This is a genomic window from Franconibacter sp. IITDAS19 (genome assembly GCF_023079515.1).
Lineage (GTDB): Bacteria > Pseudomonadota > Gammaproteobacteria > Enterobacterales > Enterobacteriaceae > Franconibacter > Franconibacter pulveris.
In genome coordinates this window covers 102,440-125,706 of record NZ_JALJCP010000003.1, presented here as the reverse complement: position 1 = coordinate 125,706, position 23,267 = coordinate 102,440, and the positions used below count along the sequence as shown (strand labels likewise).

Here is a 23,267-nt window from a genome sequence, read left to right as displayed (position 1 = left end):
TTATGACGTTCTGGTTTCTTTATTTGATTCGTACGGCGGATAACCGCCTCTATACCGGCATCACGACTGATGTCGCGCGCCGCTTTACGCAGCACCAGGCGGGGAAAGGGGCGAAGGCATTGCGCGGTAAAGGCGAGCTGACGCTGGTGTTCAGCGCCCTCGTGGGCGACCGTTCGCAGGCGCTGCGCGCGGAGTATCGCATCAAGCAACTGACCAAGCGCCAGAAAGAGGCGCTTGTGGCGGGAAGCGTGGCGTTTGAGGCGCTGCTGCCAGAGCTGCAGACGCCAGCCGATTAGAAACGGTTAAAATGCGCGTGGTATTCCACACGGCCGCTCACGCCGTTGAGCGCATCATCCGCAAGACGATGGACCTGGAAAGCGGCTTCAGCGCCAGGCCAGCGGCAGTGCAAGCCATAGCGGGCGGCAGGCTCAAAGCCTAAGTGGTTATAAAACGCCGGGTCGCCAAGCGCGACAACCGCCGCGTAGCCAAATTCATTGAGCGAGTCGAGTCCTTCATAAACCAGCTGACGACCAATGCCCTGCCCGCGCCAGGCTTCATCCACCGCCAGCGGCGCCAGCCCGACCCACTGTAGCTCTTCGCCCTCTACCGTCACCGGGCTGAAGGCGACATAGCCGACTACCTGCCCTTCGTCATCGGTAGCGACAAGGCCCAGCGTCAGCTGGCCATCTTCACGCAACTCGCGCACCAACTCCGCCTCTTTATCACCTTTAAAGGCGCGTTTCAGCAGCGCGTCGATGCCCGGCGCGTCGATGGGAATTTCTACACGAATCAGCATGGCTCACCTATGGAAGTTACATTTGTTTGCGGCGGGGTGTTAAGCCCGGCCTCAACGAAATCTGCCAGTTGCAGCAGCGTGACGCGCAGCGGCTTCGGCATCGCGTCCAGGTCGATAGCGTCCATCAGATTTTTGACGTAAAGCCCAAGCTCGGTATCGCCTTCAATGACCAGACGACGCTGGAAAAAGAGCGTATCCGGATCCTGTTTGCGGGCGGCTATCATCAGCAAATCGGCGGCATCGGCGCGGAACGTCACATCCGCTTTAGCCTCCTGACGCACAATAAGCTTATTGTCTTCCACCGAGGTATACCATGTCAGGCCGATATCCCGCACCTCAATGCCAAGCCAGCGCGATTCCAGGAAATCCAGTTCGCCATCTTCCAGCGCCTGACGAAACTGCCAGCCAAGCAGTTGTTCCAGCACCTGACGCTTGAGGGCAAAAGGCGCCAGTCTCACCGGCGTTCTCATCACAGAAGGGCCAAGCTGAACCAGGCGCGAACGCAGTATATCCAACACGAGCTTTACTCCTTGATAAAAAAGTCCCGTTCATTGTGCCATATCAGGCAGGTGACATAGCGGCTCAAATCAAGCTTTCCACGGGTTTGCGTACCCATTTATAGATGCCATCAATACGCCTTTAACTGCCTCAAATCAAAAATTGTCGCAGGCAGGTTAACTAAAATCCCGCTTCATTAACAATTTTGCTGCACCTCAGCAGCCATCCTACTGGTCAGGAAATCCTATGGAATTGCTTTGCCCTGCCGGCAACCTTCCGGCCCTCAAGGCGGCCATCGAAAATGGCGCGGATGCGGTTTATATCGGCCTGAAAGATGATACTAACGCCCGCCACTTCGCCGGGCTCAATTTCACCGAGAAAAAGTTACAGGAGGCGGTGAGTTTTGTGCATCAGCATCGCCGCAAGCTGCATATCGCTATCAACACCTTTGCGCATCCGGACGGCTATGCCCGCTGGGAACGCGCGGTGGATATGGCCGCGCAGCTGGGCGCCGACGCGCTGATCCTCGCGGATATCGCGATGCTGGAATACGCCGCCACGCGCTATCCCCACGTTGAGCGCCATGTGTCTGTACAGGCTTCCGCCACTAACGAAGAAGCCATTCGCTTTTATCATCGCCACTTTGACGTGGCGCGCGTTGTGCTGCCGCGCGTGCTTTCCATTCATCAGGTGAAACAGCTGGCGCGCGTTACCCCCGTGCCGCTGGAAGTTTTCGCCTTCGGCAGCCTCTGTATTATGGCAGAAGGCCGCTGCTATCTCTCCTCCTGGCTGACCGGCGAGTCGCCCAATACCGTAGGCGCCTGCTCGCCGGCGAAATTTGTCCGCTGGCAACAGACGCCTCTGGGTCTGGAATCTCGTCTGAACGACGTGCTGATTGACCGCTATCAGGAAGAGGAAAACGCGGGCTACCCAACTTTGTGCAAAGGCCGTTATCTGGTAGACGGCCAGCGCTATCACACGCTGGAAGAGCCCACCAGCCTCAATACGCTTGAGCTGCTGCCGGAACTGCTCGCCGCGAACATCGCGTCGGTGAAAATCGAAGGCCGCCAGCGCAGCCCGGCTTATGTCAGCCAGGTGGCGAAAGTATGGCGTCAGGCTATAGATAGCTGCAAGGCGGACCCGAGCAACTATGTCCCGCAGCAGGTATGGATGGACGCGTTGGGCGCAATGGCGGAAGGCGCGCAGACCACCCTTGGCGCTTATCACCGTAAATGGCAGTAAAGGAGCCGTGATGCAATATTCTTTAGGGCCGGTGCTTTACTACTGGCCGAAAGCGACGCTGGAGAGTTTTTATCAGGCGGCGGCGCAAAGCAGCGCCGACGTTATCTATCTGGGCGAAGCGGTCTGCAGCAAGCGCCGTGAAACCAAAGCAGGCGACTGGCTGGCCATGGCGAAAACGCTCGCCGCCAGCGGCAAACAGGTGGTGCTTTCCACCCTTGCGCTGGTGCAGGCGCCCTCTGAGCTCAACGAGCTGAGGCGCTACGTGGATAACGGCGAATTTCTGATTGAAGCCAACGACCTGGGCGCGGTGAATCTCGCCGCCGAGCGCAAATTGCCGTTTGTCGCCGGGCATGCGCTTAACTGCTACAACGCCGTTACCCTTCGCCTGCTGCGAAAACAGGGCATGGTGCGCTGGTGTATGCCGGTCGAACTTTCCCGCGACTGGCTCAGCAACGTGCTCCGTCAGTGCGATGAGCTGGGCATTCGTCACCAATTCGAGGTTGAAGTCTTAAGCTACGGTCACCTGCCGCTCGCTTACTCCGCCCGCTGTTTTACCGCCCGCTCGGAAGACCGGCCGAAAGATGAGTGCGAAACCTGCTGCATCAAGTATCCGCAGGGACGTCGCGTTGATTCTCAGGAAAACCAGCAGGTGTTCGTGCTCAACGGCATTCAGACCATGAGCGGCTACGTCTACAACCTGGGCAATGAACTTGCTTCCATGCACGGGCTGGTGGACATGGTGCGGCTTTCGCCGATGGGGCATGAGACACTGGCAATGATAGACGCATTCCGGGCGAACGAGTCGGGCGCGGCGCCGCTGCCGCTGACCGAACAGAACGACTGCAACGGCTACTGGAAACGTCTCGCCGGGCTGGCGCTGCAGCCCTGAGAAAAGGCTCGCTTTGTTAACAACGTTCGGCGGTTTTTACTGCAGTATTAAAGTACAGCTTTCTGGCGGCTCGCTGGACAAATCCGCTCCGGCAGCCAGGCTGGAAGAAGACCTTCAATCTGATGACTATGCTGTAACAAAGTGAGCCGTTATGTCTGATAAATCTGTAGTGCCCTTCTCGGTGCTGGATCTCGCGCCGATCCCGCAGGGGTCCACCGCGCAGGACGCTTTTCGCCATTCGCTGGATTTAGCCCGCCTCGCTGAAAAGCGCGGTTATCACCGCTACTGGCTGGCGGAACACCACAATATGACCGGCATCGCCAGCGCCGCCACCTCGGTGCTGATAGGCTACCTGGCGGCGAATACCCAAACGCTGCGTCTGGGCTCCGGCGGCGTAATGTTGCCGAACCATGCACCGCTGGTGATTGCCGAGCAGTTTGGCACGTTGAATGCGCTCTATCCGGGCCGCATCGAGCTGGGGCTGGGCCGCGCGCCAGGAAGCGACCAGCGCACCATGATGGCGCTGCGCCGCCATATGAGCGCCGATATCGATAACTTCCCACGGGATGTAAATGAGCTGGTGGAGTGGTTTGACGCCCGCGATCCGAACCCGGCTGTGCGTCCGGTGCCGGGCTACGGCTCGAAAATCCCCGTCTGGCTGCTGGGCTCAAGCCTTTACAGCGCACAGCTGGCGGCGCAAATGGGCTTGCCTTTCGCCTTCGCCTCGCACTTCGCGCCGGATATGCTCCTCCAGGCGCTGCACCTCTACCGCACTCACTTCAAACCTTCGGAGCGACTGGAAAAACCGTACGCCACCGTGTGCATTAACATTGTCGCCGCTGACAGCAACCGGGATGCGGAGTTTCTCTTCACTTCGATGCAGCAAGCCTTTGTGAAACTGCGTCGCGGCGAAACAGGCCAGCTGCCGCCGCCGATTGAAAGCATGGATAGCGTCTGGAGCCCTGCCGAGCAGTACGGTGTGCAGCAGGCGCTCGGCATGTCGCTGGTGGGGGATAAAGCGAAAGTCCGCCACGGCCTGCTTTCCGTGCTGCGGGAGACCGAAGCGGACGAGATCATGGTCAACGGCCAGATCTTCGATCACGACGCGCGACTGCACTCGTTCGACCTGGCGATGCAGGTTCGCGAAGAGCTCCTGTAAAATGCAAAAGAGGCGGTTTCCCCGCCTCATTTTTTACTGATAGACCGGCAGTAGATTAAAGCTTGAAAGCAGATGCACCATCGCATTGCCCACGCCGAACAGCAGGATAAGCATTATCATTCCCTTGCCGCCCCACACGCGAAAATGGGGACTGCCAAAACGCTTACGAGACGCGCCAGCAAGCAGCGCAGGCACAATAGCGGCCCAGACAGTCGCCGCCAGCCCCGCATAACCAATGGCATATAAAAAACCATTCGGCCAGATAAGCCCGCCCAGCATCGGCGGCGCGAAAGTCAGCAACACCGTCTTAAAGCGCCCTTGCGGCGAATCATCGAAACCAAACAGATCCGCCAGATAGTCAAACAGCCCAAGCGTAACGCCCAGGAAAGAGCTGGCGACGGCAAAGTTAGAAAAAACAATCAGCAACAAGTCCAGCGAACGGCTGTGTAACACACCGCTTAACGCCCCGACCAGCACGTCGATATTGCCGCCCTGCTGCGCAATGGCGATAAACCCGGGACGCGGAATATTGCCCATTGTCGCCAGCAGCCAGACCACATAAAGCCCTAGCGCAATCAGCGTGCCGCCCGTCAGACAACGAACAATCGTGCGCGGATCTTTTCCATAATATTTCATCAGGCTGGGCACGTTGCCATGATAGCCGAACGAGGCCAGACAGAACGGCAGCGTCATCAGCAGATATGGCGTGTAGCTGGCGTGCGCCTCGGCGGCATTAAACAGCACAGCAGGCTGAACGTGACCCAACAGGCTGCCGAACGTGAGAAAGAAAGTGATGACCTTGGCGCCAAGCACAATGGCCGTCATCCGGCTTACCGCGCGGGTCGACAGCCAGACGATAAACGCCACCGCCAGCGCGAACAAAAGCCCCGCCATCCGCGCCGGAAACGCTATCGCCATTTCACCCAGCGTATGCTGAATAATCGATCCGCTGGCGGAGATGTAAGCATAGGTGAGGATATAAAGCACGAAGGCGACCGAAGCGCCGTTGATGACGTTCCACCCTTTGCCCAGCAAGTCTTTGGTCATCGTGTCGAAGCTTGCCCCGATACGATAGTTAAGGTTCGCCTCAAGCAGCATCAGCCCGGAGTGCAGCATACAAAACCAGGTGAAGCCCAGCGCCAGCAGCGACCAGAAAAACCATGCGCCCGACATCACTACCGGCAAAGAAAACATGCCTGCGCCAATAATGGTGCCAGCGATGATAATAACGCCGCCCCAGATAGAGGGCGTGGCGCGCGTGGTAGCAAGAGTCGACATGGGTATTCCTGTAACTGAACGGCAAAATCGCATGCAGCATTGTACCAGTACATGAGTACGGAGCGGATAAAAAAAGCCCCGATCGTTTTGACCGGGGCTGTCTTATTTACTTTACGCTTTGTCAGCCGCGCTTAACGAGTGGCCTTATGCGTCGCCGAAACGACGGCGACCTGTGGTGGCGCCCTCTTCACGACGCGGACCGCGGCTGCCTTCACGACGCTCACCGCTGAAACGACCGCCTTCGCGACGTTCACCGGCAAAACGGCTATTGCCGCCTTCGCGACGTTCGCCGCCAAAGCGACGGCCTTCACCGCGGCCGCCTTCACGACCTTCGCCGCCAAAGCTGCGACCGCCCGGACGACGTTCGCCGCGCGGTTGCGCATCGCCCATCAGCTGCATATTCATCGGCTTGTTGAGAATACGCGTGCGGGTGAAGTGCTGCAGAACCTCAGTCGGCATGCCTTTCGGCAGCTCGATAGTGGAGTGCGAAGCAAACAGCTTGATGTTACCGATGTAACGGCTGCTGATGTCGCCTTCGTTAGCGATAGCGCCAACAATATGACGAACTTCAACGCCATCATCGCGACCCACTTCAATGCGGTAGAGTTCCATTTCGCCAGCATCGCGACGCTCGCGTTTCGGACGGTCGCTACGTTCGCCACGCTCACCGCGTTCGCCACGGCGCTCGAAACGATCGTCACGCTCGCGGAATTCACGCTTAGGACGCATCGGTGCATCCGGCGGCAGGATCAGCGGACGTTCGCCCTGCGCCATTTTCAGCAGCGCAGCGGCCAGCGTTTCGATGTCCAGCTCTTCGCCTTCAGCGCTCGGCTGAATTTGCGCCAGCAGGCCACGGTACTGGTCCAGATCGCTGCTTTCCAGCTGCTGCTGAACTTTAGCGGCGAATTTTTCCAGGCGACGTTTGCCCAGCAGTTCTGCGTTCGGCAGTTCCACTTCCGGAATGGTCAGCTTCATGGTGCGCTCGATGTTGCGCAGCAGACGACGCTCGCGATTCTCAACGAACAGCAGCGCGCGGCCAGCACGACCAGCACGACCGGTACGGCCGATACGGTGAACGTAAGATTCCGAATCCATCGGAATATCGTAGTTCACAACGAGGCTGATGCGCTCAACATCCAGACCGCGAGCAGCCACGTCGGTTGCGATCAGAATATCGAGACGGCCATCCTTCAGGCGCTCCAGCGTCTGCTCGCGCAGCGCCTGGTTCATGTCGCCGTTCAGCGCCGCGCTGTTGTAACCGCTGCGCTCCAGCGCTTCGGAAACTTCCAGCGTCGCGTTTTTAGTGCGCACGAAGATAATCGCCGCATCAAAATCTTCCGCTTCGAGGAAACGCACCAGCGCTTCGTTTTTACGCATGCCGTAAACAGACCAGTAGCTCTGGCTGATGTCCGGGCGCGTGGTGACGCTGGACTGAATGCGCACTTCCTGCGGCTCTTTCATGAAGCGACGGGTAATGCGACGGATAGCTTCCGGCATGGTGGCGGAGAACAGCGCGGTCTGATGACCTTCCGGGATCTCAGCCATAATGGTTTCAACGTCTTCGATGAAGCCCATGCGCAGCATTTCGTCAGCTTCATCCAGAACCAGACCGCTCAGGCGAGAGAGGTCCAGGGTACCGCGTTTGAGGTGGTCAAGCAGACGCCCCGGGGTACCGACAACAATCTGCGGTCCCTGACGCAGGGCGCGCAGCTGCACGTCGTAACGCTGGCCGCCATAGAGGGCCAGGACGTTTACGCCACGCATGTGTTTAGAGAATTCAGTCATAGCTTCCGCAACCTGAACAGCCAGTTCACGGGTCGGAGCCAGTACGAGGATCTGCGGCGCGCGCAGTTCCGGATCAATGTTGTTAAGCAGCGGCAGCGAAAACGCTGCGGTTTTGCCGCTACCGGTCTGGGCCATGCCCAGGACGTCACGACCAGAAAGCAGATGCGGAATACATTCTGCCTGGATCGGGGATGGTTTTTCGTAACCCAGATCGTTAAGGGCTTCAAGGATAGGAGCCTTCAGGCCCAGATCTGCAAAAGTGGTTTCGAATTCAGCCATGTAGTACGAGTGCCTCAATATCAATGGCGGCCAGTCTACATAACTCATCGTGAAATTGATCAGCAAATTTCATTGAAAAGTGTGAACCGGCTCAAAGTAGATGGTTTAACGGAACAAAAAAGCCCTCACCCGCGAAGGTGATGACATTAAAAAATGTTTGGGCTGATAGATGTCCGTCAGCTATTGCTGGTCCGATTCTGCCAGGTCTTCTTGCTCCTGGCCCAAGAGCGCTAATTCCAACAATGCATAACGGTGCTCAACGAAATTGTGTACGTTGTTAGCAACCGCTAACTTGAACAGTGCCGTGGCGCTGTCCTTATCCCCCAGACTTAGGTAGTACTTACCTAAATAGAAGTTGGTTTCACTGAGATGCTCAGCGAGCGAGGTGTTATCCGTTGCGTCTGCCTTCAGGCGCTCCATCAACGTCTTTTCGCTAATGGTGCCAAGGTAGAATTCGACGATGTTCCATCCCCACTGTTCTTTATCCGATTTATCCAGACGCTGTTGCAACGCGGCTTTAGCCTGTTTCTCATCCAGTTTGCTTTCAGCAAGGAAGAGCCACAGACTACGGAAAGGATCATTGGGATCGTCTTGATAAAACGCCAGCAGATCATCTTGCGCTAACCGGTAACGTCCGCCGTAATAGAGGGCGATACCGCGATTTAAATGCGCGTAGTTGTAAGTTGGATCAAGCTCAAGTACAGAATCAAACGCTTCATAGGCAGCATCAAAATTGCCTGCCTGCGTTAAATAAATGCCTAAGTAGTTGAATACTTCAGGCATATCCGGTCGGATAGCCAGCGCTTGCGAAAAATCGTTCCGCGCCAGTGCTCTCAAACCGAGACTATCATACAACACTCCGCGCTCATATAAAAGCTGTGCGCGTTCATCATCGGTTAAAGCCCGACTTGCGAGTATCTGTTCCATACGGGCCAGGATGACTTCTTGCTGCAATGTCGGTTGCAATGGCACCGCGAGGACTTCGCTCTTACGCCAGGCAGAGTTGCTGCATCCTGCCAGCGTTAGAGCTGTCGCAACGAAACACCAGCGCAAAAAAGGCTTCATTTCCTACTCCCGAAGACAACAATTGGATGAACGTCCTGTCCCCCGGCTGCAAACAAGGCGTCCTGCCCGGTAACAAACAGCTCTCCGCATCGCTGCGGAGAGCTAAATGGCAAACCTTATTCGGCTTCCGGCGCAGTCGGTGCTGCAGCGGCTTCCTGAGTCTGCTCAGTTGCTTCTTTAATGCTTAAACGAACACGGCCCTGACGGTCAACTTCCAGGACTTTAACCGGAACTTCCTGACCCATCTGCAGGTAGTCAGTCACTTTCTCAACACGCTTGTCTGCGATTTGAGAGATGTGTACCAGACCTTCTTTGCCGCCGCCGATAGCGACAAAAGCGCCAAAGTCGACGATACGGGTCACTTTACCGTTGTAGACGCGGCCCACTTCGATTTCAGCCGTGATCTCTTCAATACGACGAATAGCATGCTTCGCTTTTTCACCGTCAGTCGCTGCGATCTTCACGGTACCGTCATCTTCGATTTCGATGGTGGTGCCGGTCTCTTCAGTCAGCGCGCGAATCACAGAACCGCCCTTACCGATCACGTCTTTGATCTTGTCCGGGTTGATTTTAATAGTGTGAATACGCGGTGCGAACTGAGAGATATCGCCACGCGGCGCGTTGATTGCCTGTTCCATAACGCCGAGGATGTGCAGACGCGCGCCCTTAGCCTGGTTCAGTGCAACCTGCATGATCTCTTTCGTGATGCCTTCGATTTTGATATCCATCTGCAGCGCAGTGATACCTTCACGAGAGCCCGCTACTTTAAAGTCCATATCGCCAAGGTGGTCTTCATCGCCCAGGATGTCAGACAGCACGACAAAGTTGTCGCCTTCTTTCACCAGACCCATCGCGATGCCCGCAACGGCCGCTTTAATCGGCACGCCTGCGTCCATCAGCGCCAGAGAAGCGCCACACACGGAAGCCATGGAGGAAGAGCCGTTAGACTCGGTGATTTCAGACACTACGCGTACGGTATACGGGAAACGGTCCGCCGCAGGCATAACCGCCAGCACGCCGCGCTTCGCCAGACGACCGTGACCAATTTCACGACGCTTCGGTGAACCCACCATACCGGTTTCGCCCACGGAATACGGAGGGAAGTTGTAGTGGAACAGGAAGCGGTCGGTACGCTCGCCCATCAGCTCATCGATGTTCTGCGCGTCGCGCTCGGTACCCAGGGTTGCGGTAACCAAGGCCTGCGTTTCGCCACGGGTGAACAGCGCAGAGCCGTGAGTACGCGGCAGTACGCCAGTACGCACATCCAGGCCACGAATCATATCTTTTTCACGACCGTCGATACGCGGTTCGCCAGCCAGCACGCGAGAGCGCACAACGTTTTTCTCGATAGCGTGCAGGATGTCGCCCAGCTCGTTCTCGTCAAGCTGCTCGCCTTCCGGCTGCTCAGCCTGCAGCGTAGCGATAACGTCCGCTTTGATGGCGTCAATCTGGCCGTAACGTTCTTGCTTGTCGATGATGCGGTAAGCGTCGCTCAGACGCGACTCCGCCAGGGCTGCAACGCGCGCATTCAGCGCTTCGTTAGCCGCTTCCGGCTGCCAGTCCCAACGCGGTTTACCCGCTTCTTTCACCAGGTCGTTGATGTTCTGAATCACAACCTGCTGCTGATCGTGGCCATATACCACCGCGCCCAGCATCTGGTCTTCGCTCAGCAGTTCAGCTTCGGATTCCACCATCAGCACGGCGCTTTCAGTACCGGCAACAACCAGATCCAGTTTGCTGGACTTCAGCTCTTCCTGGGTTGGGTTCAGCACATACTGATCGTTGATATAACCAACGCGAGCGGCGCCAATCGGGCCGTTGAACGGAATGCCGGAGAGCGACAGCGCGGCGGACGCGCCAATCATCGCCACGATGTCCGGGTTAACCTGCGGGTTAACAGAGACGACAGTCGCGATAACCTGAACTTCGTTAACGAACCCTTCCGGGAACAGCGGGCGAAGCGGGCGGTCAATCAGGCGCGCGATCAGCGTTTCGCCTTCGCTCGGACGACCTTCACGACGGAAGAAACCGCCAGGGATACGGCCTGCAGCGTAGGTGCGTTCCTGATAGTTGATGGTCAGCGGGAAGAAATCCTGACCGGGTTTGGCTTTTTTGGCGCCGACAACGGTAACAAATACCGCGGTGTCGTCCATGCTCGCCATAACGGCGGCTGTCGCCTGGCGGGCCATCATACCGGTTTCAAGCGTGACGGTATGCTGACCATACTGGAATTTACGAACGATCGGATTAAGCAAAATTATACCCTTTCTTAATGAACAACAGCACGCCCAGGGCCGTGCTGATTATACCCGACCTTCTTTGCATCCTCGCGACTAATGACAACCCTAATCCGCCTTTGCGGATGAAGCCTCTCATTAGCCGCGCGAACCTCTGCAATGAAGATCATTCTTAGCAACAATACATTAGTTTCCAGAGAATTGCTGCCGCCTGGTCGAAAAAAGGGGCCGTAAAGGCCCCCTTTTCTGAAACTCGCAAGAATTAGCGACGCAGACCCAGACGCTCGATCAGCGCGGTGTAGCGTGCAACATCTTTACGTTTCAGGTAGTCGAGCAGTTTACGACGCTGAGAAACCATGCGCAGCAGACCACGACGGCTGTGGTGATCTTTTTTGTGCTCTGCAAAGTGGCCCTGCAGGTGGTTAATCTGTGCAGTCAGCAGAGCAACCTGAACTTCGGTAGAACCGCTGTCGTTAGCACCACGACCAAACTCAGAAACGATTTTAGCTTTAGCTTCAACGCTTAGAGACATTTTAAAACTCCAAAGTAAAAAGAATGAAAGGATGCCGATCTCTAATTCAGCAATCCCATGTTTAACGTCTGTAAATTGTTAACCAATTTGCACAACGTTAAGCGGCAATATTCTACTCGCCTCCCCTGCTTATCGCAAGGCAAGCCGAAATCCTACGCCGGATATTCAACCACCAGACGGCGCGGCGCTACACGGCCTTCAGCGTCAATTTCACCCATGCCGAGGAACTTACCTTCCTCGCCTTCGGTTACACGTACCAGACCTTCCTGCGGCGCGCCCGTTGTACGTACCGGATTACCATTCTTAAAGTACACAGCTGACGTTAACGGGATATTTACTACCGGATAATCGGCGGCAGGACTGTCCATCGGCATCAGCAGCGGGTCCAACAGTTCGGAAGCTGGAGCCCCCTGCGCCTCTGCCTGCTCGACCAGCGCTTTCAGTTGCTCGAGCGTAACCATCCGATCTATCGGATATTTGCTTACGGCCAGGCGGCGCAGAAAAATCACATGCGCGCCGCAGCCGAGCTTTTCGCCAAGATCATCAATGATTGTACGAATGTAAGTACCCTTCGAACAATGCACTTCCAGCTCCAGCTCATCCTCTTCGTGACGGATAAACAGCAGCTCATAGACGGTAATCGGACGCGGCTCGCGCGGCACTTCTATGCCCTGACGCGCATATTCGTAAAGCGGCTTGCCCTGGTATTTTAGCGCCGAAAACATAGTGGGCACTTGCATCGTATCGCCACGAAAGCTTTCCAGCGCGCTGGCGAGTTGTTCATCGCTGAACGTTACCGGCCGCACTTCCACCACGTTGCCATCAGCATCAGAGGTATCGGTACGCTGTCCAAGGCGAGCGATAACGCGATAACGCTTATCTGAATCGAGCAGATACTGGGAAAACTTTGTCGCCTCTCCGAGGCAAATCGGTAGCATGCCAGTCGCCAGCGGATCCAGCGCGCCAGTATGCCCGGCGCGGTTGGCGTTATAGATGCGCTTTACTTTTTGCAACGCGTCATTGGAGGAGAGCCCCTGCGGCTTATCCAGCAATAACACGCCATGAATATCACGGCCGCGACGACGAGGACGACTCATTACTCCTCCTTGTCGTCGTCCGAGTTAACACGACGCGCTTCGTCGTGCTTAACGACATTCGTCACCAGGTTGGACATGCGCATGCCCTCAACCAGCGAGTTGTCGTAGAAGAAAGTCAGTTCCGGCACGATGCGCAGACGCATAGCTTTACCCAGCAGCGTGCGGATAAAGCCGGAAGCGTCCTGCAACGCTTTAATACCCGCTTTAATAGCGGCTTCATCTTTATCGTTGAGGAAGGTGACATAGACCTTGGCATAAGCCAGATCGCGGGAGACTTCCACTCCGGAAACGGTCGTCATCAGGCCCAGGCGCGGATCTTTGATTTCACGTTGCAGGATAATGGCTATCTCTTTTTGCATCTCCTGCGCTACGCGCTGCGGGCGGCCAAATTCTTTTGCCATAGTTAATTCTCCAGACAAAGCGGGGGGCACCTGGCCCCCCTGATAATGCTGTTGCGCGGTCGCTATCAGGCGATGGTGCGCTGGATCTCAATGACTTCGAAGACTTCGATCATGTCGCCAGTGCGGACATCGTTGTAGTTCTTAACGCCGATACCACATTCCATACCGTTACGGACTTCGTTGACGTCATCTTTGAAGCGGCGCAGGGATTCCAGCTCGCCTTCATAGATAACCACGTTGTCGCGCAGTACGCGGATTGGGTTGTGACGTTTAACCACGCCCTCGGTAACCATACAGCCGGCGATCGCCCCGAATTTCGGTGATTTAAAGACATCACGCACTTCGGCCAGACCGATAATCTGCTGTTTGAGTTCCGGAGAGAGCATGCCGCTCATCGCCGCTTTCACTTCGTCGATCAGGTTATAGATGACGGAGTAGTAACGCAGATCCAGGCTTTCCGCTTCAATCACGCGGCGGGCAGACGCATCGGCACGCACGTTAAAACCAACCAGAATAGCGTTTGACGCAGCGGCCAGAGTGGCGTCGGTTTCGGTGATGCCACCTACGCCGGAGCCGACAATTTTCACTTTCACTTCGTCGGTGGAAAGTTTCAGCAGCGAGTCGGAGATAGCTTCCACAGAACCCTGAACGTCGGCTTTCAGCACGATGTTCACTTCAGACACTTCGCCTTCAGTCATGTTGGCGAACATGTTTTCCAGTTTGGATTTCTGCTGACGCGCCAGCTTAACTTCGCGGAATTTGCCCTGACGATACAGCGCAACTTCACGTGCTTTCTTCTCGTCGCGAACGACGGTGACTTCATCACCCGCCGCCGGAACGCCGGAAAGGCCCAGGATTTCCACCGGAATGGACGGACCCGCTTCCTGCACTTCCTGGCCTAATTCGTCGCGCATCGCACGCACGCGGCCGTATTCGAAGCCACACAGCACGATATCGCCACGGTTCAGCGTGCCTTCGCGAACCAGAACGGTAGCAACCGGACCACGACCTTTGTCGAGGAAAGATTCGATAACGACGCCGCTCGCCATGCCTTTACGCACGGCTTTCAGTTCCAGCACTTCCGCCTGCAGCAGGATAGCATTCAGCAGGTCGTCAATACCGGTACCCGCTTTCGCAGAAACGTGTACGAACTGGCAATCGCCGCCCCACTCTTCCGGAATGATACCGTGCTGGGAAAGTTCGTTTTTAACGCGGTCCGGATCGGCTTCCGGCTTATCGATTTTGTTTACCGCAACCACTACCGGCACCTGCGCCGCTTTCGCGTGCTGGATAGCTTCGATAGTCTGCGGCATTACGCCGTCGTCTGCCGCCACAACCAGCACAACGATATCCGTTGCCTGCGCACCACGCGCACGCATCGCGGTAAACGCGGCGTGGCCCGGGGTATCCAGGAAGGTGATCATGCCGTTGTCGGTCTGTACATGGTACGCACCGATGTGCTGGGTAATGCCGCCCGCTTCGCCAGACGCCACTTTAGTAGAGCGGATGTAGTCAAGCAGAGAGGTTTTACCGTGGTCAACGTGACCCATAATGGTCACAACCGGCGCACGCGGCTCAGCCTGAGCCCCAGTATCGCGGTCGCTCATTACCGCTTCTTCCAGTTCGTTTTCACGACGCAGGATAACTTTGTGCCCCATCTCTTCAGCAACCAGCTGCGCGGTTTCCTGATCGATAACCTGGTTGATGGTCGCCATGGCGCCCAGCTTCATCATCGCTTTGATGACCTGAGAGCCTTTCACCGCCATTTTGTTCGCCAGTTCGGCAACGGTGATGGTTTCGCCAATCACAACGTCACGGTTAACAGCCTGCGCAGGTTTCTGGAAACCTTGCTGCAGAGAGCTGCCTTTACGCTGTTTTCCGCCTTTACCGCCGCGAACTGCTGCACGCGCTTCTTCACGATCGGCTTTAGATTCGGAATGTTTGTTGCCTTTCTTCGGGCGCGGCGCTTTAGCAGTGCGACCACGACCGCGACCACCTTCTACTTCACGGTCATTATCATCTTCAGCCTGGCGAGCATGCTGTGACGTAGTGACGTGATAGTCGCTGGTATCTTCCGGCTCGCTGGACTCTTCCCAACGATTGGCATTCTCTTCCGCCATGCGACGTGCCTCTTCTGCTACGCGACGGGCGTTTTCTTCGAGTTTACGACGCGCCTCTTCCTCAGCTTTACGCTTAAGCTCAAGGGCTTCCGCTTCACGGCGGGCTTTTTCCGCCTGAGCGCTTTTGGTCACTTCGTCAGATTGTTGATTGCTCACTTTGCTCGTTTCCGCAGCTTCGCGTTTCGCCTTATCAGCAGTTTCGCGTTTAGCCTGTTCTTCAGCTTCGCGCTTCGCTTTTTCGGCGGCTTCACGCTTCGCTTTTTCCTCTGCCTCACGTTTGGCAGCTTCCTCTGCTTCACGACGGGCATTCTCTTCCGCCTCACGCTTCGCCTGTTCTTCCGCGGCGAGACGTTCAGCCTCCAGCGGATCACGTTTTACAAAGGTGCGTTTTTTGCGGACTTCGATCTGTACCGATTTACTTTTCCCACCGGTACCCTGAATATTTAGTGTACTGCGCGTTTTGCGCTGCAACGTCAATTTATCTGGCCCTGAACCATGTTCGCGGTTCAGGTGCGCCAGTAAAGTTTGTTTCTCTTGCGCTGTCACAGAATCATCAGCCGACTTCGGGATCCCTGCATCAGCGAATTGCTGTACCAGGCGGTCCACGGAGGTCTGAATCTCTGCGGCCAGCGCTTTTACGGTTACATCAGTCATGCTGTTCCTTCCTGCTACAGTTTATTACGCTTCGTCGCCAAACCAGCAAATATTACGGGCCGCCATGATAAGCTCACCGGCTTTCTCATCGCTCAGGCCTTCAATATCAGCCAGATCGTCCACGCCCTGGTCGGCGAGGTCTTCCAGCGTACAAACACCGCGTGCGGCCAGTTTATAGGCCAAAGTGCGATCCATACCTTCCAGGTTCAGCAGATCTTCGCTTGGTTTGTTGTCGCCGAGGCTCTCTTCCTGCGCAAGCGCCAGGGTAGTGAGCGCATTTTTGGCGCGTTCGCGTAAAGCTTCCACGGTATCCTCGTCGAGGCCGTCGATTTCCAGCAGCTCTTTCATCGGCACATAAGCCAGTTCTTCGAGCGTGGAGAAACCTTCTTCCACCAGGACGGTCGCGAAATCTTCGTCGATATCGAGGTAACGGGTAAACGTATCAATCGCCGCATGGGCTTCCGCCTGGTGCTTAGCCTGCAGATCTTCAACGGTCATAACGTTGAGTTCCCAGCCGCTCAGCTGAGAAGCCAGACGCACGTTCTGACCGTTACGACCGATAGCCTGCGCCAGGTTGCCCGCTTCTACAGCGATATCCATGGTGTGCTTGTCTTCATCAACCACAATAGAAGCGACATCGGCTGGCGCCATCGCGTTAATCACGAATTGAGCCGGGTTATCGTCCCACAGCACGATATCGATACGTTCGCCGCCAAGCTCCGTGGAAACCGCCTGAACGCGCGCGCCACGCATACCTACGCAAGCGCCAACCGGGTCGATACGCTTGTCGTTGGTTTTTACTGCGATTTTGGCGCGGGAACCCGGATCGCGGGCAGCGGCTTTAATCTCGATAACTTCTTCGCCGATTTCTGGCACTTCGATACGGAAAAGCTCAATCAGCATTTCCGGCTTGGCGCGGGTCACGAAAAGCTGCGCGCCGCGCGCTTCCGGACGAACGGCGTAAAGCACGCCGCGTACACGGTCGCCCGGACGGAAGTTTTCACGCGGCAGCATATCTTCACGCAGGATAACCGCTTCAGCGTTGCTACCCAGATCGAGAGTAATGTTGTCGCGATTTACTTTCTTAACCACGCCGGTGATGATTTCGCCTTCGTGCTCGCGGAACTGATCCACCACCATCGCGCGTTCCGCTTCACGGACTTTCTGAACGATAACTTGCTTGGCGGTCTGAGTAGTAATGCGGTCAAAAGTCACAGATTCAATCTGGTCTTCCACATAATCGCCGACATTCAGGCTCGGATCTTCAAAACGCGCAGCTTCCAGCGTGATTTCGCGGGTCGGCTGGGTCACTTCTTCGACAATTACCCAACGACGAAAGGTGTCGAAATCACCGCTTTTGCGATCGATGCTTACGCGCACATCAATCTCTTGCTCATATTTTTTCTTGGTTGCCGTGGCCAGGGCACTTTCCAGCGCTTCAAAAATTTTTTCGCGCGGAACCGCTTTTTCGTTAGAAACTGCTTCTACAACAGCCAAAATCTCTTTGTTCATCGGGGGCCTTCGCCTCAATCCAGACTATTAAAAGTGGGGAACCAGGTTCGCTTTCTGAATATTGCTCAGCGCGAACACTTCATCTTTGCCTTCGACCGTTACGGTAATCATCTCGCCATCTACGGCTTTGATGATGCCCTGCCATTTACGACGGTTCTGAACCGCCATGCGCAGTACAAGCGTGGCTTCTTCGCCAATATAACGGGTGTAGTGTTCGGCAGTGAACAACGGACGCTCGAGACCCGGCGAGGAGACTTCCAGGTTGTAAGCTACCGTGATGGGGTCTTCCACATCCAGTACGGCGCTTACCTGGTGGCTGACATCAGCACAATCGTCAACAGTGATGCCATCTTCACTATCAATATAGATGCGCAGCGTCGATGTGCGACCGCGAATAAATTCGATGCCGACGAGTTCATAGCCCAGCGCTTCCACTGGTGCCGTAATCATCTCTGTTAATTTTTGCTCTAATGTGGACAAGCCCACCCCCAAGACATAAAAAAAGGGCCTATAGCCCAGTTATTCTTTAGTCAGATAACAAAAAACCCCGATAAATCGGGGCTTTTAATAACTGAACCCTGTAAACCGCAACTGCGGCCCGGACTACCTTCCGGAGAATTTTTTTCAAAAACGGAAGTGAAGAAGTATAGCTTCTCCAGAGGATATTTGAAAAACAACTCTCAGGGAAAGTGGTTGCGGGGGCCGGATTTGAACCGACGACCTTCGGGTTATGAGCCCGACGAGCTACCAGGCTGCTCCACCCCGCGTCCGAAAACGTGGCAAATACTACGCCTATTACGTGAAAAAAGCAAATTTTGCTGGGATTTGGTACCGAGGACGGGACTTGAACCCGTAAGCCCAATCGGGCACTACCACCTCAAGGTAGCGTGTCTACCAATTCCACCACCTCGGCACTATGTGCGCAGCTCTCTGTTTACTGCGCGAAGCTGACAAATTAACGCGGGATATCGCTGCTCGGCTGAGCCGGTGCGGTTTGCTGAGTCTGCTCAGTTTTTGCTGGCTGGCTCAGGTTTTCCCACTCGCTTCCTTTATTGGTTTTGTTGCTGTTAATGTTACCCAGTACCAGGCTGATGATGAAGAACAGCGTCGCCAGGATAGCTGTCATACGGGTCATGAAGTTACCAGAACCACTTGAACCGAACAGCGTGGCGGAAGCGCCTGCACCAAAGGAGGCTCCCATATCAGCGCCTTTACCTTGTTGCAGCATAATCAGACCAACCAGGGCCAGCGCTACAATAAGGAAAACTACCAAAAGAGCTTCGTACATAATCAACCTGTTCCTTGCGGGGTAACCGCAGCCAATTGCTTCAAACCAATAACGCGGAGGTCTTTGTCATTCCCTCCTGAAGCGGGTGTGAATACTAACGAAAGCGAATGACCTGTGCAAGGGCATTTTTTTGTTATTGAATCAACTGCGGAAAAAAACGGCAAAAGCGCTGTAATTGAACAAGAAAAAGACGGCCGAAGCCGTCTTTTTAACCGTTTAGCGCGTTAAGCCGCTTTTACAGCATCGGCGATGCGGTGGGCAAATTCAGTCACTTGTTCTTCGTTTTCGCCTTCCACCATGACGCGGATAAGCGGTTCGGTGCCGGATTTACGAAGCAGCACACGCCCACGATTGCCAAGGGTAGACTCAACATCAGCAGTAATGGCTTTAACGCGTTCATGTTCCAGCGGATCGCCGCTGCCTGCCGTAAAGCGTACGTTGACCAATACTTGCGGGAAGAGCTTCATGCCGCTGCAAAGATCCTGCAGGTTCATGTGATTACGCGCCATTGCCGTCAATACCTGCAGCGCCGCCACAATACCGTCACCGGTAGTGGTTTTATCCAGCAGAATAACGTGGCCGGAGTTTTCCGCACCGATGCGCCAGCCTTTTTCCTGCATTTTTTCGAGCACGTAGCGGTCGCCTACTTTGGCACGCGCAAACGGGATGCCAAGCTGCTTCAGCGCAACCTCAAGCCCCATATTGCTCATCAGCGTGCCTACCACGCCGCCGCGAAGTTGCCCCTGACGCAGCCCTTCGCGGGCAATGATATAAAGGATTTGGTCGCCATCGACCTTATTACCAGCATGGTCAACCATAATGACACGGTCGCCATCGCCGTCAAAGGCGATGCCAAGATGCGCTTTTTCTGCAATCACCTTTTCCTGCAGCAAGCGCACGTCTGTTGCGCCGCATTTCTCGTTGATATTCACGCCATCGGGCTCGCAGCCAATAGTAATGACCTGAGCACCCAGCTCGCGAAAGACATTCGGCGCAATGTGATAAGTCGCGCCGTTCGCACAGTCCACCACAATTTTCAGATCGTTCAGGTTCAGTTCGTTCGGGAACGTCGCCTTACAAAATTCAATATAGCGCCCCGCCGCATCCACGATACGGCTGGCTTTACCCAACTCGGCGGAATCGACGCAGCTGATCTCTTTTTCCATCTCCGCTTCGATAGCTTCTTCTACTTCATCCGGCAGCTTAGTGCCGTCGATAGAGAAGAATTTAATGCCGTTATCATAGAAGGGGTTATGCGAGGCAGAAATGACGATACCCGCCTCTGCACGAAAAGTGCGGGTCAGATAGGCCACCGCAGGCGTTGGCATTGGGCCGGTAAAAGAGGCGGATAAGCCCGCCGCGGCAAGCCCGGCTTCCAGTGCGGACTCCAGCATATAGCCAGAGATGCGTGTATCTTTACCAATAATGACTTTCTTCGAGCCGTGGCGCGCCAGCACTTTTCCGGCAGCCCAACCCAGTTTCAGAACAAAATCCGGCGTAATCGGCGCGTCGCCCACGCGACCACGGATACCATCAGTTCCAAAATATTTACGGTTACTCATAGCGTTTCTTATCCTTCGCTGAAAGTGTAGCTTCTACCACGCGCATCGCTTCCACGGTTTCTTTCACATCGTGAACTCTCACGATTTGTGCGCCCTGCATCGCCGCGATGACTGCACACGCAAGGCTGCCGGAAAGCCGCTGATCGGGTCCGACATTAAGCAATTGACCCACCATACTTTTACGCGACATTCCCACCAACAGCGGTAACCCAAAGTGATGAAATTCACCGAGTCGGGCAAGAAGCTCGTAGTTATGGGTGAGATTTTTACCGAAACCGAACCCCGGGTCGAGCAGGATTTTATCGCGTGTGATCCCGGCCGCCTCACAGCGAGCAATATGTTGTTGGAAAAACTGTTCTACATCCGTAAACACATCTTCGTAATGCGGCGCCTGCTGCATAGTTTTTGGCTGCCCCTGCATATGCATAAGGCAAACCGGCAAACCTGTCTTTGCGGCGGCCTCGAGCGCGCCGGGCTCCTGAAGTGAGCGGATATCATTAATAATGTGAGCACCTACTCTCGCGGCTTCACTGATCACTTCAGGTTTAGAGGTATCGACAGATATCCAGATTTCAAACCGCTGCGCCAGCGCCTCAACCACCGGAATCACGCGAGCAAGCTCTTCTTCCACACTCACTTCCGCCGCCCCAGGCCGCGTTGACTCGCCCCCCACGTCAATAATAGTCGCGCCGGCGTTAATCATAGCGTTGGCATGCTTTACCGCTTCCACCAGCGTATTGTGCTGTCCGCCGTCAGAAAAGGAGTCTGGCGTAACGTTAAGGATGCCCATGACATGAGGATGTGAGAGATCGAGGGTTGTACCCTGAGCGAAGAGTTTCATTGCTGGTCCCTTGAGACTAGAGGTTTACAAAAACGAAAACCCCGGACAAGCCGGGGTTTTAATTTACTGCGACAGCGCGTGTCTAACCACTTACTTATCGCCGAATTGTTCAGACATCGTGTTGCCTGGGTTCGGGGTACGAGGCTCATCAACTGGACGCGGCGCGCGAGGCGTACCGCTGCTGTCGTTATTATTAGCGCCTGGATCTTCCCAGCCCGCTGGTGGACGCACGTCACGGCGCGCCATCAGGTCGTCAATCTGCGGTGCGTCGATGGTTTCATACTTCATCAGCGCATCTTTCATGGCGTGCAGGATATCCATGTTATCGTTCAGGATCTGACGCGCGCGATTGTAGTTACGTTCAATCAGCGCTTTCACTTCCTGGTCGATGATCCGCGCCGTTTCATCGGACATATGTTTGGCTTTCGCCACGCTGCGGCCGAGGAACACCTCACCTTCTTCTTCCGCATAAAGCAGCGGACCGAGTTTGTCCGAGAAGCCCCATTGCGTAACCATGTTACGCGCCAGGTTGGTCGCAACCTTAATGTCGTTAGAGGCACCCGTAGAGACATGCTCAGCGCCGTAAATAATCTCTTCTGCAAGACGGCCGCCGTACAGGGTAGAGATCTGGCTTTCCAGTTTCTGCCGGCTGGCGCTGATAGCGTCGCCTTCAGGCAGGAAGAAAGTCACACCCAGCGCGCGGCCACGAGGGATAATCGTGACTTTATGCACCGGATCATGTTCTGGCACCAGGCGGCCAATAATGGCATGACCGGCTTCGTGATACGCGGTTGACTCTTTCTGCGCTTCCGTCATCACCATGGAGCGACGTTCGGCGCCCATCATGATTTTGTCTTTCGCTTTCTCGAACTCAACCATCGAAACAACACGCTTATTGCCGCGTGCGGCAAACAGTGCAGCTTCGTTCACGAGGTTCGCCAGATCCGCACCGGAGAAACCAGGCGTACCACGCGCGATGATCGCGGCATCGATATCCGGCGCCAGCGGCACGCGACGCATATGCACTTTCAGGATCTGTTCGCGACCACGTACGTCCGGCAAACCAACCACAACCTGACGGTCGAAACGGCCGGGGCGCAGCAGCGCCGGGTCCAGCACGTCCGGACGGTTAGTCGCGGCGATAACGATAATGCCCTCGTTGCCTTCAAAGCCGTCCATTTCTACCAGCATCTGGTTCAGCGTCTGTTCACGTTCGTCGTGACCACCGCCAAGACCTGCGCCACGCTGGCGGCCTACGGCGTCGATTTCATCGATAAAGATGATGCACGGCGCGGCTTTTTTAGCCTGCTCGAACATATCGCGGACGCGGGAAGCACCCACACCCACAAACATTTCAACGAAGTCAGAGCCGGAAATCGTGAAGAAAGGCACTTTGGCTTCACCAGCGATAGCTTTCGCCAGCAAGGTTTTACCGGTACCCGGCGGGCCCACCATCAGCACGCCTTTTGGAATTTTACCGCCCAGCTTCTGGAAACGACTCGGCTCGCGCAAGTACTCCACCAGTTCGCCCACTTCCTCTTTCGCCTCATCGCAACCTGCAACGTCTGCGAAAGTGGTTTTAATCTGATCTTCCGTCAGCATGCGCGCCTTGCTCTTACCGAACGACATGGCGCCCTTGCCACCGCCGCCCTGCATCTGACGCATGAAGAATATCCAGACCCCAATCAGCAGAAGCATCGGGAACCAGGAGATGAAGATAGAAGCCAGCAGGCTCGGCTCTTCAGGCGGTTCGCCAACCACTTTAACGTTTTTAGTCAGGAGGTTATCAAGCAGCTTGGGATCGTTTACAGGAATGTAAGTCGTGTATCGGTTACTATCTTTCTTGGTAACGTTGATTTCACGTCCGTTGATACGCGCTTCGCGAACCTGGTCCTGATTCACTTCTTGCAGGAAGGTAGAGTAATCCACCCTACGGCCATTCGACTCGCTGGGCCCAAAGCTCTGGAATACTGACATCAGCACAACTGCGATGACCAGCCAGAGTATTAGGTTTTTCGCCATGTCACTCAAG

21 protein-coding genes and 2 tRNA genes are annotated in these 23,267 nt (G+C 55.5%); 4 read left to right on the top strand and 19 right to left on the bottom strand.

All coding sequences use genetic code 11. The annotated features are described in order from the left end of the window. Positions 1 to 2: 2 nt before the first annotated feature. Positions 3 to 296: a GIY-YIG nuclease family protein gene (locus tag MT962_RS10285; RefSeq protein WP_024559305.1), complete on the top strand. Its 294-nt coding sequence runs from the start codon at positions 3 to 5 to the stop codon at positions 294 to 296. Here the strand turns inward: MT962_RS10285 and MT962_RS10280 are convergent. Next, positions 293 to 796, bottom strand: a complete 504-nt coding sequence (locus MT962_RS10280; RefSeq protein ID WP_247365527.1) for an N-acetyltransferase — start codon at positions 794 to 796, stop codon at positions 293 to 295. The genes MT962_RS10285 and MT962_RS10280 overlap by 4 nt on opposite strands. Continuing rightward, on the bottom strand, positions 790 to 1,314 hold the full coding sequence (locus MT962_RS10275; protein ID WP_024559303.1) for an SCP2 domain-containing protein: 525 nt from the start codon (positions 1,312 to 1,314) through the stop codon (positions 790 to 792). The genes MT962_RS10280 and MT962_RS10275 overlap by 7 nt, the downstream gene beginning before the upstream one ends. A gap of 226 nt (positions 1,315 to 1,540) precedes the next feature. On the opposite strand from MT962_RS10275, the gene MT962_RS10270 reads away from it, so the two are divergent. The 3 genes from MT962_RS10270 to MT962_RS10260 all read left to right on the top strand — a co-directional run bounded on the left by MT962_RS10270 (position 1,541) and on the right by MT962_RS10260 (position 4,584). Next, on the top strand, positions 1,541 to 2,536 hold the full coding sequence (locus tag MT962_RS10270; RefSeq protein WP_247365525.1) for a peptidase U32 family protein: 996 nt from the start codon (positions 1,541 to 1,543) through the stop codon (positions 2,534 to 2,536). A gap of 10 nt (positions 2,537 to 2,546) precedes the next feature. Next, on the top strand, positions 2,547 to 3,425 hold the full coding sequence (locus MT962_RS10265) for a U32 family peptidase (RefSeq protein WP_024559301.1): 879 nt from the start codon (positions 2,547 to 2,549) through the stop codon (positions 3,423 to 3,425). Positions 3,426 to 3,576: 151 nt separating this feature from the next. Beyond that, entirely contained in the window at positions 3,577 to 4,584 is a 1,008-nt protein-coding gene (locus MT962_RS10260) for an LLM class flavin-dependent oxidoreductase (RefSeq protein WP_024559300.1), read from the top strand. Positions 4,585 to 4,617: 33 nt separating this feature from the next. Here MT962_RS10260 and mtr read toward each other — a convergent pair whose 3' ends face one another. From mtr to ftsH, 17 genes are all read right to left on the bottom strand, one after another. After that, positions 4,618 to 5,862: a tryptophan permease gene (gene mtr, locus MT962_RS10255; RefSeq protein WP_247365523.1), complete on the bottom strand. Its 1,245-nt coding sequence runs from the start codon at positions 5,860 to 5,862 to the stop codon at positions 4,618 to 4,620. 144 nt (positions 5,863 to 6,006) lie between these two features. Next, positions 6,007 to 7,926, bottom strand: coding sequence for a DEAD/DEAH family ATP-dependent RNA helicase (locus MT962_RS10250; protein WP_024559298.1), 1,920 nt, complete (start codon positions 7,924 to 7,926; stop codon positions 6,007 to 6,009). Further along, positions 7,919 to 7,999 (bottom strand): protein YrbN, encoded by an 81-nt coding sequence (yrbN, locus tag MT962_RS10245; protein ID WP_125454242.1) that lies wholly within the window; start codon positions 7,997 to 7,999, stop codon positions 7,919 to 7,921. Before yrbN ends, MT962_RS10250 begins: the two co-directional genes overlap by 8 nt. 107 nt (positions 8,000 to 8,106) lie before the next feature. Continuing rightward, positions 8,107 to 8,991: a lipoprotein NlpI gene (nlpI, locus tag MT962_RS10240; RefSeq protein WP_024559297.1), complete on the bottom strand. Its 885-nt coding sequence runs from the start codon at positions 8,989 to 8,991 to the stop codon at positions 8,107 to 8,109. Positions 8,992 to 9,107: 116 nt separating this feature from the next. After that, positions 9,108 to 11,246: a polyribonucleotide nucleotidyltransferase gene (gene pnp, locus MT962_RS10235; RefSeq protein WP_024559296.1), complete on the bottom strand. Its 2,139-nt coding sequence runs from the start codon at positions 11,244 to 11,246 to the stop codon at positions 9,108 to 9,110. A 244-nt stretch (positions 11,247 to 11,490) separates the two neighbouring features. Next, positions 11,491 to 11,760: a 30S ribosomal protein S15 gene (gene rpsO, locus MT962_RS10230; protein WP_024552689.1), complete on the bottom strand. Its 270-nt coding sequence runs from the start codon at positions 11,758 to 11,760 to the stop codon at positions 11,491 to 11,493. Between the two features lie 152 nt (positions 11,761 to 11,912). Further along, positions 11,913 to 12,857, bottom strand: coding sequence for a tRNA pseudouridine(55) synthase TruB (truB, locus tag MT962_RS10225; protein ID WP_247365521.1), 945 nt, complete (start codon positions 12,855 to 12,857; stop codon positions 11,913 to 11,915). Further along, complete coding sequence (gene rbfA / locus MT962_RS10220) at positions 12,857 to 13,258, bottom strand: 30S ribosome-binding factor RbfA (RefSeq protein ID WP_024559294.1); 402 nt, start codon at positions 13,256 to 13,258, stop codon at positions 12,857 to 12,859. The genes truB and rbfA overlap by 1 nt, the downstream gene beginning before the upstream one ends. A 65-nt stretch (positions 13,259 to 13,323) precedes the next feature. Further along, positions 13,324 to 16,032 carry a translation initiation factor IF-2 gene (infB, locus tag MT962_RS10215; protein ID WP_024559293.1) on the bottom strand — a complete coding sequence of 903 codons (2,709 nt, stop codon included), beginning with the start codon at positions 16,030 to 16,032 and terminating at the stop codon, positions 13,324 to 13,326. Positions 16,033 to 16,056: 24 nt separating this feature from the next. Further along, on the bottom strand, positions 16,057 to 17,544 hold the full coding sequence (gene nusA / locus MT962_RS10210; RefSeq protein WP_024559292.1) for a transcription termination factor NusA: 1,488 nt from the start codon (positions 17,542 to 17,544) through the stop codon (positions 16,057 to 16,059). Positions 17,545 to 17,571: 27 nt separating this feature from the next. After that, positions 17,572 to 18,024 carry a ribosome maturation factor RimP gene (gene rimP / locus MT962_RS10205; protein WP_024559291.1) on the bottom strand — a complete coding sequence of 151 codons (453 nt, stop codon included), beginning with the start codon at positions 18,022 to 18,024 and terminating at the stop codon, positions 17,572 to 17,574. 210 nt (positions 18,025 to 18,234) lie between these two features. Further along, positions 18,235 to 18,311: transfer RNA gene (locus MT962_RS10200), tRNA-Met, on the bottom strand. Between the two features lie 59 nt (positions 18,312 to 18,370). Beyond that, positions 18,371 to 18,457 (bottom strand) — tRNA-Leu (locus MT962_RS10195). Between the two features lie 42 nt (positions 18,458 to 18,499). Next, positions 18,500 to 18,832: a preprotein translocase subunit SecG gene (gene secG, locus MT962_RS10190; RefSeq protein ID WP_024559290.1), complete on the bottom strand. Its 333-nt coding sequence runs from the start codon at positions 18,830 to 18,832 to the stop codon at positions 18,500 to 18,502. A 224-nt stretch (positions 18,833 to 19,056) separates the two neighbouring features. Beyond that, entirely contained in the window at positions 19,057 to 20,394 is a 1,338-nt protein-coding gene (glmM, locus tag MT962_RS10185; RefSeq protein WP_024559289.1) for a phosphoglucosamine mutase, read from the bottom strand. Beyond that, positions 20,387 to 21,235, bottom strand: coding sequence for a dihydropteroate synthase (gene folP / locus MT962_RS10180; RefSeq protein ID WP_247365519.1), 849 nt, complete (start codon positions 21,233 to 21,235; stop codon positions 20,387 to 20,389). The genes glmM and folP overlap by 8 nt, the downstream gene beginning before the upstream one ends. A gap of 90 nt (positions 21,236 to 21,325) precedes the next feature. Next, the gene (gene ftsH, locus MT962_RS10175) at positions 21,326 to 23,257 is read right to left on the bottom strand and encodes an ATP-dependent zinc metalloprotease FtsH (RefSeq protein ID WP_024559287.1); all 1,932 of its coding nucleotides are present in this window, start codon (positions 23,255 to 23,257) and stop codon (positions 21,326 to 21,328) included. Between the last annotated feature and the right edge of the window lie 10 nt (positions 23,258 to 23,267).